The sequence below is a fragment of the Haloterrigena turkmenica DSM 5511 genome, from assembly GCF_000025325.1.
In the GTDB taxonomy this organism is placed as follows: domain Archaea; phylum Halobacteriota; class Halobacteria; order Halobacteriales; family Natrialbaceae; genus Haloterrigena; species Haloterrigena turkmenica.
Map to the genome: position 1 here is coordinate 3712762 of NC_013743.1, position 16917 is coordinate 3729678.

Sequence of the window (16917 nt, forward strand, 5' to 3'; positions counted from 1 at the left end):
GCGAAACGGGGGGTTCCCGGCAACGTCCGGAATACGCGTGTCAGTGCATGTCGAGCCGGCGGATCCAGCGGGATATCGAGCCGGCTACGACGTCGACTCGAGGACCGTCTCGCGCAGTTCCGCAGCCGAGTCCGCGATCTCGTCGGCCGGCGAGAGGTCGAGATCGTCGTGGGCGTCGATTCGGTACGCCACGACCAGCGCGCCGGCCCGCGCGCCGGCCTCGACGCCGTTCTCCGAGTCCTCGACGACGACACACTCCTCGGCCGGGACGCCGACCTCGCGCGCGGCGTACTTGAAGACGTCCGGTTCCGGCTTGCCCGCCGCGTCGATGTCCTCGGCGCTGATCACGTGGTCGAACGACCCCTCGAGGTCGAACCGCTCGAGGACGATGTCGATCCACTCGTGGGGCGAGGAGGAAACGAGCGCGCGCTCGACCCCGCGGGCGTCCAGTTCGGCCAGCAGGTCGTGGAGGCCGTCGAGGACCTCGGCGTGCTCGCGATAGATCTCGCGAGCGGTCTCCTCGAAGCGTTCCTCGAACTCCTCGCGGGAGATGGCGGTTTCGTACTCCGCCTCGAGGTAGTCGTAGGTCTCGCGGTAGTTCATCCCGGTCACTTCGGCGACGTCGACGTCGTCGTCGGGGACGGCCGCCGGAAGGATGTCCTCGGCCTGGAACTCGGTCCAGTAGTCCTCGCTGTTGACGAGGACGCCGTCCATGTCGAACAGCACTGCGTTCATGTGGCCCTGCCTACCCGGGCGTCACGGATAGCAATTTGGCAAGGAGCAACCGGGTGCGATGGCTCGGGCGATAGTGGTCCGTCGCTCCTCTTGTGCTGACCGCGCCGCGTTGCGGTGGCGCGCGCTGTCGATCGTGCCTGAGCGAAGCGAGGGCCGATCGATGACAGTGCGCGAGGGATGAGTGAGTGAGCAAAGCGAACGAGCGAATCGGCTGGGGAGGGCGTGGCAACGGAGAGTTGCCACGATAACAGAACGCTCCCGCTGCTACTCGCTCGAGACGAGAGCAACGCAACCGCCGATATCTGTACGGACTGTTATCAGCCGAACACTTCGCCGCGCTCGTAGGCCATCTCCTCGCTGACCTCGCTCGCGACGTCCGCACCGAACTCGCGCTCGACGAGCCACAGCGCCAGATCGAGCCCCGAGGTGACGCCGCCGGCGGTCAGCACGTCGCCGTCGTCGACGACCCGCTCGTCGACCACGTTCGCCGCGTGGGCCTCGAGGTCCTCGACTGCAACCTGATGCGTAGCGGCCGGCCGGCCCTCGAGCAGGTCGGCCTCGGCCAGCACCATCGCACCGGTACAAACGGAGGCGACCGTCGAGCCCTCAGTGTAGCACGCGTCGACCTTATCGGGCAACACGCCGTCCTCGACGACCGCGCGGACGCCCTCGTTGGCCGACGTCCACCCGCCGCCGGGGACGAGCAGGATGTCGGGCTGGCCGAGCGTCCCCTGCGGTTCGACGCGCAGGTCGTGGCTCGCCGTGACGAGGTCGGTCTCGTCGAGCGTCACCAGATCGACCTCGAGGTCGGCACCGGCCTGCGCGGCGTTCTCGAGCACTTCGTAGGGGCCGATCGCGTCCAGTTCGTCGAAACCATCGAACAGCACGATCTCGGCGGTGGTCTCGGTCATGGGACGACCAACGGGAGCGAGGGATAAGCGCGTTCTGCAAGCGTCGCCAGAACGAGACGGATCGAGCAGCTGCCGAGACGCAACCGTTCGCACGCGCGGTCTCGAGCCAGGCGGCGCACGGTCGTTATTTGGCCCTCGGCGGCGGAGTGTCCATGAGAATGGTCTACGCATTCGTCATGATCGACGTCGCGACCGGGATGCCCGACGCGGTGTGCGAATCGGTCCGCGGAGTCGAGGACGTCGTCGAGGCCCACGTCATCGCCGGCGATTTCGACGTCGTGGTCGAACTCGAGGGCGAGAATCCCCACGACGTCCTCTCGACGGTCACCGCGTCCGTCCGTTCGCTCGAGGGCGTCGGCACGACGCGAACGTACGTCTGTATCGATTGAGGCCGAGCCGATCGCAGCGGGAGCGTGTCGGCGCCTCACGTGTCCCGATCCGGGGAAACAAACACGTGACTTCACGGCGACGAACACGTATACGGAGCCGAACCGGCGGGCGGCGGCCGTCCGAGACGACATGAAACGACGCGCATTCATCGCGAGCACGGCGGTACTGGCAGCGGGGTCGGGCTGCCTCGAGGGCGGACTGGGCTCGAACAGTGACGGGGACGGCGATGAGAACGGCAGTGACGAGAACGACGAGTCGGCGGTCGAACTCGCCACCGTCGACGCGCCCGGAAGCGAGGAGGGGACGATCAGGGTGCCGAGCGAGGGACAGATCCAGTTGGTCAACTGCATCCGGATCACCTGTCCGACCAGCCGCGCCATGCTCTCGCGGGTCGGCGAGGCCCGCGACGAACTCGCGACCGCCCACGAGGTCGGGCCCGACGGCGACGTCCACGTCGTGACCGTCGTCGACGAGTACTCCGGCTCGGCGTCCTCGCCGTCGGAGCTGTCGGACTGGTGGGCCGAGCAGGACGGCGACTGGACCCTCGCCGTCGACGAGGACGGCGCGCTGTTCGACACCTACGCGGTCACCGGGACCCCGACGACGCTGGCCCTCGACGGCGCGGGCGAGGTCCACTGGCGCGACGAGGGCGGCACGACCGCGTCCAATTTGGTCAACGGCGTCGAGGCGGCGCTCGAGGCGTCCGACTCGTAGTCCCCGCTGCTTTCGTTCCGGCGACTCGCTCGGCGAGGAGGCGCTCTCGACGAGAGACGGTTCCGGGTCCGGAGATCGGCGCCGACCGCGCGCGCCGCTCGAGCGACTCGCGTTCGTCGCCTCGATTCGTCCCACCGACGCGGCGGCGGACCAACCGCCTTCGATCCGCATTAAACGGGTCACAAACCCACGAAAACGTCGTTCAAACGGCTTCAAACGCTCGAAAACCGAGGTCACGACGACCCCCCTTCAAGTCCGTCCGGCCACCGAGAGTCGGATGCGAGCTATGAACCGAACAACGCTCATCGCCGTTGCCTGCGCAGTACTGATCGCAGCCACCGGGTTCGCCGCCGCAGCGCCCGGAAGCACGCCCGTCTCCGTCGACGCGGGGGCGGACAACACGGACGAACGACACGGACACGCGAACGACAACGCGGACCGAGGCGAGAACGACGCGGACCGAAGCGAGAACGGATCCGCTGCCGACGATGCCGCCGACCGGAACGGACAGGGTCCGAACGCCGACCTCCCCGAACAAGTCCCCGATCACGTCTCCGCGATCCACGAACGGATTTCGTCGTTCCTGAGCGGTGACCTCAGCGGTTCGCTCGGCGACGCGGTCAGCGACGTGACGCCGGACGACAACGAAGACGAGAGTGAAGACGTCGATGAACGCGACGAGCGCAATGACAGCGCGGACACCGACGAGAGCGACGGCGACGATACCGACGACGCCGATGGATCGAACGGCGAGCAGCCCGTCGAGCCGGACGATAGCGACGCGGACGATGAAGACGAACAGGATGGCGAAGACGAACAGGACGACGAATAGTCCATCGCATAACTGCCCCCTCCCATGCCCCCATTCGCTCCGTCGGCGCCGATCGGACTCGAGGACCGGCTGCTGACGTTCGCCGTGAGCCTACTGGTCGGCGGCGCGGCCCTCCACGCCGGCACTCACGTCGCCGCGGACGCCCGCGACTACGGCCACGCGGTGGTGACCGCGCTGCTCAGCGCGCTGGCCTGGGCGTTCCTCGAGCCGATACCGCTGCTCGGCGGTCTGCTGGCCGCCGTCGCGTGGGTCGCGGTCGTCAAGTGGCGCTACCGGCTCGGCTGGCTTCGCTCCGGCGCAGTCGGTCTCGCCGCGTGGGCGGCCGCGGTCGTCGTCCTCGCGGCCCTCGAGTTGCTCGGTATCGGCTCGGTCTCGGCGCTCGGCGTCCCGGGCGCCTGAACGGTGCCGCCGCCGTCCCTCGCTGACGCACCCTCGCCGGCTTTCCTGTCGACACCTGCATTGAGACGCATCCGCTGACGTACCCGGTCGCCACAGGAACGCGGATCGGGTACGAGCGCTGCCGCGTCCCGATCGGTGTAATACGCGCCGGTCGCGTGTGGCTACCGGACGCGTCGGTATCGCCACCTGAGAGGGGGCGAAGCCGGTCGATATTCGGCATAAATCGGCGCAAAACGGGCTCACGAACTGACCGGTTCAAGAGGGTGAACGTCCAGTGGAGAACTGTGATGTACGGACGAACGCTACTCACAATCGCGATTACGGTGTCACTCCTCGTCGGCGCAACGGGCGCGGCGGCGGCACAACCGGCCGACGGTCCACCGGACGAACTTCCGGATTTGGCACCGGAGTTCGTCTCCGACGTCCTCGGGGCGATATCCGACTTCGTCGCCGGCCTCCTCGAGTCGCTCGGTGAGGTCGTTCGGATCCTCACGCCCGGCGATGCAGACACAGGGTTGAACGGCGCTGGGAAATGAACATTCGTTGAGTGCTTCTTCGCCGTTTCAGCCTTTTCGCACCGTTGAAGGTAGGTAGCGCCGCTCTCCCAACTTCCGCATGTTTTAACAGAGGTGAAAATTACCCACTCGTATGAACGATCGCGTCGGCGTGATGGTCGTGGTCGCCGCGCTCCTCCTCGCCGCAACGGGCCCGATCGGCGCCGCCGCCGGAGCCGCGGACGCCGGACAGTCCGAGTCGACGCCGTTCGCGGTCCAGCAGGACCAGATCGACGCGGACGAGGTCCGAATGGACGTCGCGCTCCGGTCGAACGGAACCGCCGAATGGACCCTCGAGTTCCTGATTCGGCTCGACGACGAGGAGAGCACGACGGCGTTCGAATCGCTGCGGGACGATATCCGCGACGATCCGGACAACCACACGCAGTCGTTCGCCGACCGGATGGGTGAGACGGTCGCCACGGCGGAGAACGCGACGGGCCGCGAGATGTCCACCGACGGGTTCGCCGTGGAGACCGAACGCCAGTCGTTCGCTCGGGAGTACGGCGTCGTCAGGTACACGTTCCGGTGGCACGGGTTCGCCGCCGTCGAGGGCGACGAACTCCGAGCGGGCGACGTACTCGAGGGAATCTACCTCGACGGCGGGACCCGATTGTTGATCGAGTGGCCGGACGGATACGAGCGAACCTCAGTCGCGCCGGAGCCCGACGACGAACGCGACCGCGCGGTCATCTGGCGAGGCGGCGACACCGACTTCGTCTCCGGCGAGCCGCGCGTCGTCGTCACCGCTACGGGGACGGGGCCGTCCTCGGCGCTGCTCGCAGCGGCCGTCCTCGCCGTCGTCGGACTCGGCGCCGCAGGCCTCTGGTGGTATCGCACCCGCTCGCGGCCGAGCGCGCCGCCGGTCGAGGGGGACGCCGATCGAAGCGATCCCGACGCCGCTCGAGCAGACGACGCGACAGCGTCGCCACCGAGCGACAACCCGACGGCGTCGGCGGAGCCGGCGCAGTCTGCGCAGGCGGCGGACTCGAGCGCGACCGGGACCGGAGCGCCAGATCCGGACCTGCTCAGCAACGAGGAACAGGTCCTTCGGCTCGTCCGCGAGAACGGCGGCCGGATGAAACAGCAGGCCGTCGTCGAGGAACTCGAGTGGACCGACGCCAAGACCAGCAAGGTCGTCAGCGGCCTCCGTGACGAGGGGAAACTCGAGTCGTTCCGCCTCGGCCGCGAGAACGTGCTCTCGCTACCCGACGAGGGCGACCCGATGACCGACGAGACCGGCGGCACCGAACCGAAATGAAAGCGAACCGAAACCGAATCCCGATCCGGACGGATGTCTGATACGAAGTCGATAAACCGGCGAAATCGCCAGAGGGCGGCGGATCGAAAACGGCGTTGAATCGCGTTAATCGTCGGTGAACCCAAGTCATCGTCTCGAGCGTATATCACCACCGGAAGACAACACCCACCAATGAACCGAACTACGTCGATCGCACTGGCAGCGATTCTCGTCGTCGCGACGGTCGCGGTCCCCTTCGCGGCGGCGAGCGTGACCTCAAGCGGCGGAGCGCAGTCGGAGACCGACGCCGACGACGACACCGAATCGATCGAGCCCGGCGCACAGTTCGCCGCCACCGTCGGCGTCCAGAACACCGAACTCGAGGGCAACGTCTCGGAACGGGCCTTCGGCGTCCGGATCGCGAACGCCGAGTCCAACGAGACGAAAGCGGCCGTCATCGCCGCGCAGTTCAACGAGACTGACCGGCGCCTGACGGAGCTCGAGGACAGACTCGAGGAACTGAACGAGTCCCGCGAGGCCGGCGAGATCAGCGAGGGACGCTACCGCGCGGAAGTCGCGACGACCGTCGCCGAGATGCGAAGTCTCGAGCGACGGGCTGACGCGGCCGAGACCGCCGCAGCCGGGGTCCCCGAAGACGTCTTAGCCGATCGCGGCGTCGACGTCGAGTCGATCCGGATGCTCCGGGACCGCGCCGGCGAACTCGGTGGCCCGGAGACCGCGGCGGTCGCCCGATCGATCGTCGACGACGACCGCTCGTCCGGCGAGCCGAACGAACGAGGAAACGGACCGCAGGGCGACGAGCGCGGCGGTCAACCGTAATCGCGACCGCGACCTCGCTCGAAAGCGCGTAAGTGACGTCCCGATTCTCGCCTTCGAGACCAGCCACGGAGCCGCGGGTTTAAGTACGAAACCGGGACCAGACCGCCCATGATCGACGACGCGATCCGCGTGCTCGCGGGCGACTGTACCGTTATCGCCGAGACAGGAGACCGCGAGGAGTACCGCGGCCGGGTGACGACCATCGTCAAACCCGACAACACCGTCCTGGTCCACGACAGCGACGGCTACCAGCCCGTCGCGTGGTTGACCCGCGCCGACAGCGTCTCGAGCGACCGCACGGGCGATTTCACGCTCGTCGCGAAGAAGGACACCCAGACGCTCCGGATCGCCGCCCACGAGCAGGACGGCTTCGCTCACTATCCGGCCTCCGCGGCCGGGGCTCCCGTCGGCCACTGTCCCGACTGCGGCGCCGCCCTCGTGCGCTCGAGCGGGGTCCACTGCGTCGGCTGCGGCGACCGCTACGGCGTCCCCGCCGACGCGACGATCCGCGACGAGCAGAGCGACTGCGACTGCGGCCTCCCCCGGATGCGCGTCGAGCGCGGCCTCGCGTTCGACGTCTGCCTCGACCGGGGCTGTGAATCCCTCGACGCGGCGGTGCAAGCGGCCTTCGACCGCGAGTGGGACTGCCCCGAGTCCGACTGCGACGGCGACCTCCGGATCCTCCGGCGCGGCGGCCTGATCGCCGGCTGCGAGCACTACCCCGACTGCGACACCGGCTTCGCGGTCCCCGCCGGCGTCGTCGACGGCGAGTGCGGCTGTGGCCTCCCCACCTTCGAGACCGCCAGCGGCACTCGCTGTCTCGACGCCACGTGCGAGAAGGGGTTAGCGAAGCCGCTCGAGGCCGATTCCGCGGCCGATAACTGACTAGGCGGTCTCACAGCGGCGGCTCTGGCCACGCTACAGCCGCCTGATCAGCCACCGCTGCGGTGGGTGGGACTGAAAGGGGCTTTCAGGATGGTCGCATTGTCCACGGCGACTCGAGCAATACTGACGGTGAAGGAGAGGAATCGATCCGCAGCCACTTAGTCCCCGACCGTCAAACCCCGGCTATGGCACTCGAGGGGCGGTTCGACGAAGCGGCCGGCGTCGTTCACGTCGGCGACGACGCGCGCCAGCGCTATCACGATTCTCGAGGGTACGGTTATCCGCTCGAGGGCAACGAGATCGCACTCGCGCCGGTCGAGGCGGCGCACCTGCTCTACCGCGGGGACCTCGAAGCGGTCGTCGACGACACGGGCGAACGGCTCGATTTCCGCGCGTTCGTGGCCCGCGAGCCCGGCCGGAAGTTCGGCGTGCGATTTCTCGTCTACGCCGACCTGCGATCGCGGGGGTTCTATCTCTCGCCGGCGGTAGAGCCCTGGATCGCCGACCCGCCCGCGGAACCGGCCGATTTCGCGGTCTTTCCGCGCGGGAAAGGCCCCGGCGACGGCGAGATCGAGTACGCCCTGCGGGTGATCGGCGAGCGAACCGACGTCCCGGCCGGCGAACTCACCGACGGCGTCCTCGCGGTGGTCGACGAGGAGAGCGAGATCACCTACTTCGAGGTCTCCCGGCGGGATCCGTCGGGGTCCACTGACGCCGCCCTCCCCGACGGCTGTGAGGCCGACCTGCTGGCCGACCGCGTCGTCGTCTGGGAGCCGCCGGTCGACCTCTACGAGTCGGCCTTCTACGGCCAGCCACTCGAGGGTCGAGAGTACGACAAGCCGACGCTGCAGTGCTCGCTGCTCGAGGCGGCCTACCTCGCCGAACGCGGCGCGATCGCCCTCGAGCCGACGGCGGTCCGCGAGCGGGGCCGCGAGGTCGAGGGCGAGCGGTTCGACCGGCGGCTGGCGGTCTACACCACCCTGCGCGAACGCGGTGTCGTCCCGAAAACGGGCTACAAATTTGGCGCTGACTTCCGGACCTACGCCGACGTCGAGTCCGTCGAGAACCTGGGTCACTCGGAGCTGCTGGTCCGGGTCCACCCCGCCGACTACGTCTTCGAGCCTCGGGACCTCGCGCTTGACGTCCGGCTGGCCCACGGCGTCCGGAAGACGATGGCGTTCGCGCTGGTCGACGACTCCGGCGGCGTCGACTGGTGGTCCCTCGAGCGGCTGACACCCTAAGCCTCGAGCGAGCGCAACCGTGAAAACCCCTCAGCCGAGTATCCCGGTATGCAACTCGAGGTGATCGGCATCGGGGGCGCGGGCTGTCGGATCGCCGACGCGATCCGAGCCGCGGAGCCGGCGGACCACTCGTTTCTGACGGACGTTTTCGTCTTCGACACCGACGCGGCGACGCTCCAGCGGACCGTCGTGCCCGAATCGCACCGCCACCAGTACGGACAGGGCACCGGAATCGACGCGGACGACGATCTCGAGCGCCGGTTCGAGATGGGCGAGACCCACGCCGAGGAACTGCTCGAGGCGCTGGAACAGGGCACGCCGGGCGAGTCCGACGCGTTTCTGGTCGCCGTGGGACTCGGCGGCGCGACCGGCGGCGGAACGGCGCCCGCACTCGTCGCCGCGCTGCAGCGCCGGTACGACGCGTCCGTCTACGTGCTGGCGACGCTGCCGGCTGATCGGGAGTTTGATCCCGACGCCGACGCCGGGGATACCGGACCGCACTCGCGAACGACCGCGGCCGCCGGGAGCGACGAGCCGCCACGGCCGACCGCGGCGTCGAACGCGGTCGCCACGCTCGAGCGCCTCGAAGGGCTGGCGAGCGCCGTCGTCTGTTTCGACAACGAGGCGTGGCTGCGCCCCGGCGAGACAGTTTCGGACGCCCGTGATCGGTCCAACCGGGAACTCGCAGGTCGCGTCGCGGCCGTCTTCGCCGGCGGTGGCGGCGAGTCGGACGGTCCGGTCGCCCAGAACGTGATCGACGCGAGCGACGTCGAGCGAATTCTCGGCAACGAATCGGCGATCGTAGCGCTGGGCTACGGCGATCAAGACGTCGAGACGAAGCGCTCTCGGTTCGGGCTCGGCCTCCTGCCGACCGAACGGGACGTCGAGACGAGCGAAGCGGTCAGTGCCGTCGAAACGGTCGTCCGGAAGGGCGTCCACGGGAAGCTGACGCTCGAGTGTGACCCCGAGACGGCCGCTCGCGGGCTGTTGGTCGTCGGCGGGCCGCCGACGTGGCTCAACCGGCAGGCGGTCGCCGAGGGGCGGCGGGCGCTGCAGTCGACCGTCGGCGAGAACGGCGTGCTGGGCGGCGATGCGCCCCGTCCCGACGGCGAGACGGTCTTCGCGGCGGTCGTGTTAGCTGGAGTTGAATCGGACCGGCTCGAGGAGCTGCGCGCGGCAGATCGGGCAGCGTAGACGGCGCGCCAGAAACGGACGATCCCCACCTGAAATCGGCATACATCGGCCATTCTACCGATTCTCGCGTGGGCCGTCCTCGGCGTGTTGCTCCTACCGGCGCCTTCGCCGCCGCCGATGCCGTCGTCGCGGCGTATACCGACTGAGTCGACCGAGAGACCGCCGAACGGAACGCTTCGAATCACGTTCGAATCGCTCCGACTACCGATTCTCAGCGCCGAATTCCTCGAGAAACCGCTGTCCTAACACGACCTCCATCCCCGCGAGTCCGACCGAGCAGAACAGCGTGACCTCGTTCGCATCCGTGCGACCTAGATCCGGGTTCTCGAGCACGTCGGCGAGTTCGACCATCCGGTCGTAGTCATCACCGGAGACCAGATACTCGCGGTCGTAGGCATCGACCTGCGGGAGCGAGTCGGTCGCGATGGCATCGGCGCGGTCGACGACCTCGAGGGGTAGTTCGTGAGCGTCTCGGAAGCGCGGTCCGATGGTCGTCACGTGGGTTCCGGCCTCGAGCCAGTCTGGATCGAAGACGAGGTCGGTGCTGTCGGTCGCGCAGACGAGCGCGTCGGCCTCGCGGACGACCGGTTCGGGGTCGTCGACCGCGCGGACGGGCGGTTCGACGTCCTCGTTTGCGGTCTCGGCGAACGCCGTGCGACTCTCCGGCGTTGGGCTGTAGACCAGTACTTCGTCGAAGTCCCGGACCGCACAGGCCGCGCCGACCTGCGTCCGCGCCTGAAACCCAGCGCCCAGAATTCCCAGCGTGTCGCTGTCCTCGCGGGCTAGACAGTCGATCGCGACGCCACCGATCCCGCCCGTCCGGAGACTACTGGTCGCGTGGCCGACGATCAGTCCCTCGAAGGTACCGGTCGTCGCGTCGAAGACGGCCACCAGTTGCGTGTGGTCCTCGCCCGACCCGTGGGTCTCGTAAACCCGGAATCCAGCGGCGTCCGTCGGTCCCGTCGCGGCGCCGACCGTGAAGACGAGTTCGCCCTCGCCGGCCTCGACGTACCAGCGCGGCGGCGCCTCGAGGGTCCCCGCGGCGCGTTCGGCGAACGCGTCGTGCATCGCGTCGACGACGGTCTCGTAGTCGAACTGCGAGTAGACGTCGCCGTCCGTCAGAATCGGGAACTCGACCATACGCGGACGTTACGCGGAGCGAATATAACGGTTCGCGGACGCTCGAGCGGATCGCACACCGACCTACGGCTCGCCCGGAATCACCGCCCCCTCGTGCTCGAGCAGTCGTCGCTTCAGGTCCAGTCCGCCCGCGTAGCCGGTCAGCGAGTCGGCGCCGACGATCCGGTGACAGGGGACGACGACGGGTACCGGGTTGCGGCCGCAGGCCTGTCCGACCGCGATCGGGGCCGTCTCGAGGTCGGCCGCGATCTCGCCGTATGTTCGCGTCTCGCCGGACGGAATCCGTTCCATCGCCCGCATGACGTCACCCGTGAACCCGTCGAGATAGTCGATTTCGAAGTCGAACGTCGTTCGCTCGCCGGCCTCGTACTCGCGGACCCGCTCGCGGATCACCTCTGCGTCCGCGTCGATCCTCGAGTCGTCGATTCCACACTCGCGGTCGAACACCCGGATCTGCATATCGTATCGTTCGTCGAGGCGTCGCTTTACTCTAGCAGGTCAGAACCCGTCGAACGGAATCACTCGCTTCGCTCCGCCGACTCGTCCGTCGTCGCTCGACGGCGGAGCCACTCGAGCGAGAGTCCGCCGCCGACGAGACTGGCACTGGTCGTGAAGCCGGGGACGTTATCGGCCTCGTCCGTGGCTCCGTCCGACTCGCTCTCGTTGGCGGCTTCCCCTCCCGAGGCGTTTTCGGACGCATCCGTTCCGAGGTTCGCGTCCGGTTCGCTGTCGTTATTGCGTTCGTCCACCGACGATGAGCCGTCGGTGGTTCCACCGTCCGTCTCGCTGTCGTTTACTTCGCCGCCATTCGTCTCGCTGTCGTTCGCTTCGTCGCCATCCGTCTCATCGTTGTCCGTCTCGCTGTCGTCTGTCTCGCTGTCGTCTGTCTCGCCGTCGTCTGCCTCGCTGTCGTCCGATTCGTCGGTCGCGTCATCGGGATCGTCCTCCCCGTCACCTCCGTCCGCGGACGGTCGAACGGCGACGAGTTTGTCGGTGCTGACATAGAGAGCGTTCTCACTGACGACGTAGGGATGATCGTCGCTCGAGCGGCCGAGGCCTCCGATATCCTCGTAGGAGATCGCCCACTGTTTGGAGCCGTCCTCGAGGTCGATCCCGAGGATCGCCGGTTCCGTTCCGAACTCCTCGGTCTCGTCGTACCCGGCCAACTCGCCGTCGGCGGCGGACGGCAGGAAGTAGGCAACGACGGCCGTGTCGCCGACGATCAGCGGCCACTGGAAGAGGCGCATCTCGCCGAGGTCGTCGTACGCCCACCGGTACTCCTCGCGTTCGTAGTCCCACGCCCCGAGACGATCTCCGTCATCGGAGACGACGAGGCGCACCTCGTCGGACGTTGCGAAGGCGGTGTACTCATTGAAGCGATCGTCGGACTCCCCGAGACTCCCGGGACCGACCGGCTCAGGTTCGCCGTCGTAGGCCGTTCGGTAGGCCTCCCCGGCCATGTGACCCGTTTCGAAGTTTTCCACGTAGACGCCGTCCTCGGTCGGAATAACGAGGTCGTCGCCGGTTCGCAGGTCCGTCGTCCACAGCGTGTTTCCCGAGACGGCATCGAGAGCGACGAACCCCGACGACGAGGTGGGCGCGTAGACGGTACCGTCGGCGACGGCGACGGCGTGGGCCGCGAACTGGCGTTCCTCTTCTTCGCCGTCCTGGAGTTCCCCGACGAAGGCGGTGACCTCGATGCTGTCGTGCCGCCAGACGATCGACCCGTCGCGAGCGTCGACCGCGTAGAGCGATCCGTCGGCGCCGACGTAGACCGTCCCGTCTGCGACCGTCGGGCTGCCGACGGACTCGCCCTCGTCGAACGGGACCTTCCACAGCACGTCGCCGGTCGCGCCGTCGAGCGCGGTCAGTCGGTTCCCGGCAACGAAGACCGTCCCGTCGGCGATTGCAGGGGTTTCCGCCGCCTCGAGCTCCGTTCGCTTCCACTTCAGATCGCCGGCGGCGGCGTCGAGCGCGTGGACCTCGCCGTCGTCGGTCCGCAGGAAGACCCAGTCGTCGGCGGCGACGACGTCCCCGGTCTCGTCGTACTCCCACGCGACGGCCCCCAGTTCCGGGAACGCGTCGGTCTCGACGAACGCCGTGTTCGCCGCCGTTCCGCGGTGCGACGTCCATCCGCTCGATTCCGCTGCCGCCGACGAGCGGGACCGTGCGTCGGCACTGACCGTCCCGATCGAAGCGAGTGCCCCACTGGTCAGGGCCGCCGCTCCGGTGGCCAGTATCGTCCGTCTGGTTCGTTCGGTCACACGCTACCCGTCGCCGAACTTCGGTTTTCTTATACGTGCGGTAGCCCGTTTCGCCCGCGAAAACAGTTCGAACGAGCGAAACGACGGCCGCGCGAGGCGGGTTAGTTCCCGATTCGGTGCGGACACCGCCGCGAAGCCGAAGGCTTTTGCGAACTGGCGCGCCAAGACGAATCTAATGACCGGAGACGACCCACTCGAGGTGCCTGAGTCAGGGGAATCGACGACCGATGGAGGTGATGGGACCGCGGAACCGCAGTCGGAACTCCGACCCGACGGCGGCGCTGCCGGTGCCGATGACGTCGCGCTGGACCCCTGGGGATCCTCGAGCGTCTCCGACTACCGCAAGCTCTTCGAGGAGTTCGGCATCGAGGAGTTCGACGAGGTCTTAGAGGAGGTACCGAATCCGCACTACCTGATGCGGCGGGGCGTCATCTTCGGTCACCGGGACTACCGCCCGGTCGCCGAGGCCCTGCAGAACGACGAGCCCGCGGCCGTCCTCTCCGGGTTCATGCCGACCGGCGACCCCCACATCGGCCACAAGCTGGTCTTCGACGAGATCATCTGGCACCAACAGCAGGGTGCCGACGCCTACGGCCTGATCGCCGACCTCGAGGCCAACTCGGCCCGCGGCATGTCCTGGGAAGAGATCGACGAGCACGCCCGGGACTACCTGCTCTCCCTGCTCGCGCTCGGCTTCGACCCCGAGGAGGGCGAACTCTACCGCCAGTCCGAGAACCGCGAACTGCAGGATCTCGCCTTCGAACTGGGCGCCGACGCCAACTTCTCGGAGTTCCAGGCGATCTACGGCTTCGACGGCGAGACCGACGTCTCGCACATGCAGTCGGTCGTCACCCAGATGGCCGACATCCTCTACCCGCAACTCGAGGAGCCCAAACCGACGGTTATCCCCGTCGGCCCCGACCAGGACCCCCACGTCCGGCTGGCGCGGGACTTAGCCGAACGGATGCGCTTCTTCAAGGTCACCGAGGCCTACGCCAGCTTCGAACTCGAGGACGAGGAGCGCGCGCTGGTCGCGGAGTTCTACGAGCGACTCGAGCCCGAGGCGTTCGACGACGACACGCTGCGCTGCGTCCACGTCGCCGAGGCGTTAGAAGAGACGCCGCTGGCCGATCTCGAGGTCGGCGCCGACACGCTGAGTTCGGTACTGACGAAACTCGAGGAGGCCGGCATGGAGCCGATCCGGCCGCGCACGCGCTTCTTCGACCGGCGGGCGACCGAGGAAGCGTTCGACGCCCTCGTCGAAACCATCGACGGCGAGAAACGGGTCTACGAGAGTCACATCGACGCCTTCGACCTCGATCGTGGGGAGGCCGAGGAACTCGCCCGCGAGATCGAGGTCGACAACGGCGGCTACGGCTTCCGCCCGCCGTCCTCGATCTACCACCGCTTCATGACCGGGCTGACCGGCGGCAAGATGTCCTCCTCGATTCCCGCCTCCCACATCTCGCTGCTGGACGACCCCGAGGACGGCTACGACAAGGTCAAGGCCGCGTCCACGGGCGGCCGCGAGACAGCGGAGGAACACCGCGAGAAGGGCGGGAAGGCCGACGAGTGTCCCGTCTACGAGCTCTACGCCTACCTGCTGGCCGGCGACGACGACGAGTTCGCCAAGCGCGTCTACGACGAGTGTACGAGCGGCGAGCGACTCTGTGGCGACTGCAAGGAGCAGGCCGCCCAGCTGATGCGGGAGTTCCTCGAGGAACACCAGGAGAAACGCGAGGAAGTCGAGGAACTGCTCGAAGAGACCGACATCGAACTCGAGTCGCCGCGCCGGCGACAGTAGACGGCGCCGCGGTAGCAGGGGTATAACCGATGTCTGGCCGCTGATTTTTCTCGGTTTCAGGAGAAAGCATATCCGGGGTCGCAGTGTAGGCCGCATCGATGGAGACCGGTCGCGCCGACGATCCGGACCGAGACGTCGTCGTCTGCGCCGACGTCCTCGGCTCCTTCGGCGTCACGCCCGACGACGTCCGCGCCCAGCGTCGGGAATACCGCACCGCGGTTCCGCCCGGTCAGGAGGAGCGCTCGCTCGAGTCGATCCTTTCGGACGTCCTCGCGGACGCGCGCGACCGGACGGCGACGGTGCGCCAACTCGTCTGCCGGAGCGACCGCGGGCTGACCTGCTCGGCGCGCTACGCCCAGCGGGCGCTGGGACGGGAACTCGAGGCCGTCTTCGACGCGATCGGCTGGTCGTTCGAGTGGACGCGAACGGGGCCGGCCGAGAACGGCCGCGACCGACTGGAACTCGCCGCGACGGATTCGAACGGTCGAGAGCGGGAGGCGACGGTCGCCTACCCGCAAACGCCGCTCGCCGACGACAACCTGCCCGCCGTCCTGCGGGCGGTCGACGAGCGCCTGCTCGCGGGCACCGACGCGACGATCGTCCTCCTCTCGGCGGGCGCCGACCGCTGGCGGGCCGCGCTGGTCGAGAAAGGGGAGCTCGAGGCGCTTCGCGATCGCTACGGCGAGCGGATTTCGGCGTTCGACCGACCCTTACTGCCGACCCACGACCTCGAGGCGTACGTACCCGAGAACGCCGACGACGGGATCGGTCCGGCGGACGCAACCGAGTCGGATCCGTGGCCGGCGTGGGCGCTCGAGCGCGCCGAACGGCGCTCGAATCCCCTCGCCGGCGTTGACGAGACGGAAACAGCGGCGGCCGACGACGGACGGAACTCAGTCGCGTCGCTCATCGACGAGGCCGAACCCGAACGCCCCTCGACGGCACGAACCGACGACGCCCCCACCGACGACACCTCGGCCGACGCGAGCGGTTCGACACAGGGGCCGCTGTCGTCGGCAGCCGCGTCGACGACAGCCACGTCGGCGCCGTCAACGGAGGCTGGCGAGTTCGAACTCCGGGGCGGGTCGCCGATCGTCTCGCGGGTGCACGACGCCGACTCGAGTGCCGACGCGTCGCCACGGGACGTCGCCGACTCGATCCTCGAGACGGAGCGCGAGCGAGCGGCGGGGAGAGCGGATCGATCCGATACCGACGGCGACGACGAGAGCGAGGCCGAGGACGAGGATAATTCGTCGGACGACGGGTTCGGCACGCTCTCGGGGACCACGAAGACGGCCCGCGTGACCAACGACTCCTTCGGCGCGGGCGAGGAGTTCGCCACGGAGAACGACCGCTACCGCGCGCTCGGGGTCGCGCTGGGCGCCGGCGGCGTCGTCGACGTCGAGGGACTCCTCGAGGACGACGACTTCCTCCCCGAACTGCCCGCGAGCGGTCCCAGCGAGACGCGTATCGAGTTCGCCGACGAGTTCGATCCCGCGGCGGTCCCCGAGGCGACGGCCAGCGCCGAGCAGTCCGGCTTCGAGTGGGTCGACAGCGGCTCGCTCGAGACGACGCGGCTCTCGAACGACTGAGCGGGGACGCCGTCGCCCCGTCGGGCCGTGGTGTGGGTAATCGTATCACAACGTTTTTAGGCCGATACTGAGTGCTATCGCGTATGGCAACCGAATCCCACGGCGACGGTGGTGTCGACGGTCGGCCACAGCGACTGCGATCGGGATTCGGCTTCTTCTTCGCCCGGTGAGTCCGGGCCGGT

At 68.2% G+C, this 16917-nt stretch carries 17 protein-coding genes; 12 read left to right on the forward strand and 5 right to left on the reverse strand.

Annotation, left to right across the window (positions count from 1 at the left end):
* Positions 1–84: 84 nt before the first annotated feature.
* Together HTUR_RS17765 and HTUR_RS17770 are read right to left on the reverse strand one after the other, a co-directional pair.
* Complete coding sequence (locus HTUR_RS17765) at positions 85–735, reverse strand: HAD family hydrolase (protein ID WP_012944715.1); 651 nt, start codon at positions 733–735, stop codon at positions 85–87.
* A gap of 317 nt (positions 736–1052) precedes the next feature.
* Complete coding sequence (locus HTUR_RS17770; RefSeq protein WP_012944716.1) at positions 1053–1646, reverse strand: DJ-1/PfpI family protein; 594 nt, start codon at positions 1644–1646, stop codon at positions 1053–1055.
* A gap of 158 nt (positions 1647–1804) precedes the next feature.
* Between HTUR_RS17770 and HTUR_RS17775 the strand changes: the two genes are divergently transcribed.
* The 10 genes from HTUR_RS17775 to HTUR_RS17820 all read left to right on the forward strand — a co-directional run bounded on the left by HTUR_RS17775 (position 1805) and on the right by HTUR_RS17820 (position 9935).
* Positions 1805–2035 (forward strand): Lrp/AsnC family transcriptional regulator, encoded by a 231-nt coding sequence (locus HTUR_RS17775; RefSeq protein ID WP_049941797.1) that lies wholly within the window; start codon positions 1805–1807, stop codon positions 2033–2035.
* Positions 2036–2165: 130 nt separating this feature from the next.
* Positions 2166–2750, forward strand: coding sequence for a TlpA family protein disulfide reductase (locus HTUR_RS17780; protein ID WP_012944718.1), 585 nt, complete (start codon positions 2166–2168; stop codon positions 2748–2750).
* A 286-nt stretch (positions 2751–3036) separates the two neighbouring features.
* Positions 3037–3582 carry a hypothetical protein gene (locus HTUR_RS17785; RefSeq protein ID WP_012944719.1) on the forward strand — a complete coding sequence of 182 codons (546 nt, stop codon included), beginning with the start codon at positions 3037–3039 and terminating at the stop codon, positions 3580–3582.
* A 24-nt stretch (positions 3583–3606) separates the two neighbouring features.
* Positions 3607–3981, forward strand: a complete 375-nt coding sequence (locus HTUR_RS17790) for a hypothetical protein (RefSeq protein WP_012944720.1) — start codon at positions 3607–3609, stop codon at positions 3979–3981.
* A 287-nt stretch (positions 3982–4268) separates the two neighbouring features.
* Positions 4269–4517 (forward strand): hypothetical protein, encoded by a 249-nt coding sequence (locus HTUR_RS17795; RefSeq protein WP_012944721.1) that lies wholly within the window; start codon positions 4269–4271, stop codon positions 4515–4517.
* A 112-nt stretch (positions 4518–4629) separates the two neighbouring features.
* A complete protein-coding gene (locus tag HTUR_RS17800) occupies positions 4630–5796 on the forward strand; it encodes a helix-turn-helix transcriptional regulator (RefSeq protein WP_012944722.1) in 1167 nt (388 codons plus the stop codon).
* 171 nt (positions 5797–5967) lie between these two features.
* On the forward strand, positions 5968–6615 hold the full coding sequence (locus HTUR_RS17805) for a hypothetical protein (protein ID WP_012944723.1): 648 nt from the start codon (positions 5968–5970) through the stop codon (positions 6613–6615).
* A gap of 108 nt (positions 6616–6723) precedes the next feature.
* Complete coding sequence (locus tag HTUR_RS17810) at positions 6724–7500, forward strand: DNA topoisomerase I (protein ID WP_012944724.1); 777 nt, start codon at positions 6724–6726, stop codon at positions 7498–7500.
* A gap of 185 nt (positions 7501–7685) precedes the next feature.
* Complete coding sequence (endA, locus tag HTUR_RS17815) at positions 7686–8741, forward strand: tRNA-intron lyase (protein ID WP_012944725.1); 1056 nt, start codon at positions 7686–7688, stop codon at positions 8739–8741.
* A gap of 48 nt (positions 8742–8789) precedes the next feature.
* Positions 8790–9935, forward strand: coding sequence for a tubulin/FtsZ family protein (locus HTUR_RS17820; RefSeq protein ID WP_012944726.1), 1146 nt, complete (start codon positions 8790–8792; stop codon positions 9933–9935).
* Positions 9936–10136: 201 nt separating this feature from the next.
* Here the strand turns inward: HTUR_RS17820 and HTUR_RS17825 are convergent, their stop codons facing one another.
* The 3 genes from HTUR_RS17825 to HTUR_RS17835 all read right to left on the reverse strand — a co-directional run bounded on the left by HTUR_RS17825 (position 10137) and on the right by HTUR_RS17835 (position 13339).
* Positions 10137–11075 (reverse strand): ornithine cyclodeaminase family protein, encoded by a 939-nt coding sequence (locus HTUR_RS17825; RefSeq protein ID WP_012944727.1) that lies wholly within the window; start codon positions 11073–11075, stop codon positions 10137–10139.
* Between the two features lie 63 nt (positions 11076–11138).
* On the reverse strand, positions 11139–11534 hold the full coding sequence (locus tag HTUR_RS17830) for a methylated-DNA--[protein]-cysteine S-methyltransferase (protein ID WP_012944728.1): 396 nt from the start codon (positions 11532–11534) through the stop codon (positions 11139–11141).
* A gap of 59 nt (positions 11535–11593) precedes the next feature.
* A complete protein-coding gene (locus tag HTUR_RS17835) occupies positions 11594–13339 on the reverse strand; it encodes an outer membrane protein assembly factor BamB family protein (protein WP_012944729.1) in 1746 nt (581 codons plus the stop codon).
* Positions 13340–13514: 175 nt separating this feature from the next.
* Between HTUR_RS17835 and HTUR_RS17840 the strand changes: the two genes are divergently transcribed.
* The gene (locus HTUR_RS17840; RefSeq protein ID WP_012944730.1) at positions 13515–15143 is read left to right on the forward strand and encodes a tryptophan--tRNA ligase; all 1629 of its coding nucleotides are present in this window, start codon (positions 13515–13517) and stop codon (positions 15141–15143) included.
* A gap of 98 nt (positions 15144–15241) precedes the next feature.
* Positions 15242–16735, forward strand: coding sequence for a hypothetical protein (locus HTUR_RS17845; protein WP_012944731.1), 1494 nt, complete (start codon positions 15242–15244; stop codon positions 16733–16735).
* Positions 16736–16917: the final 182 nt, after the last annotated feature.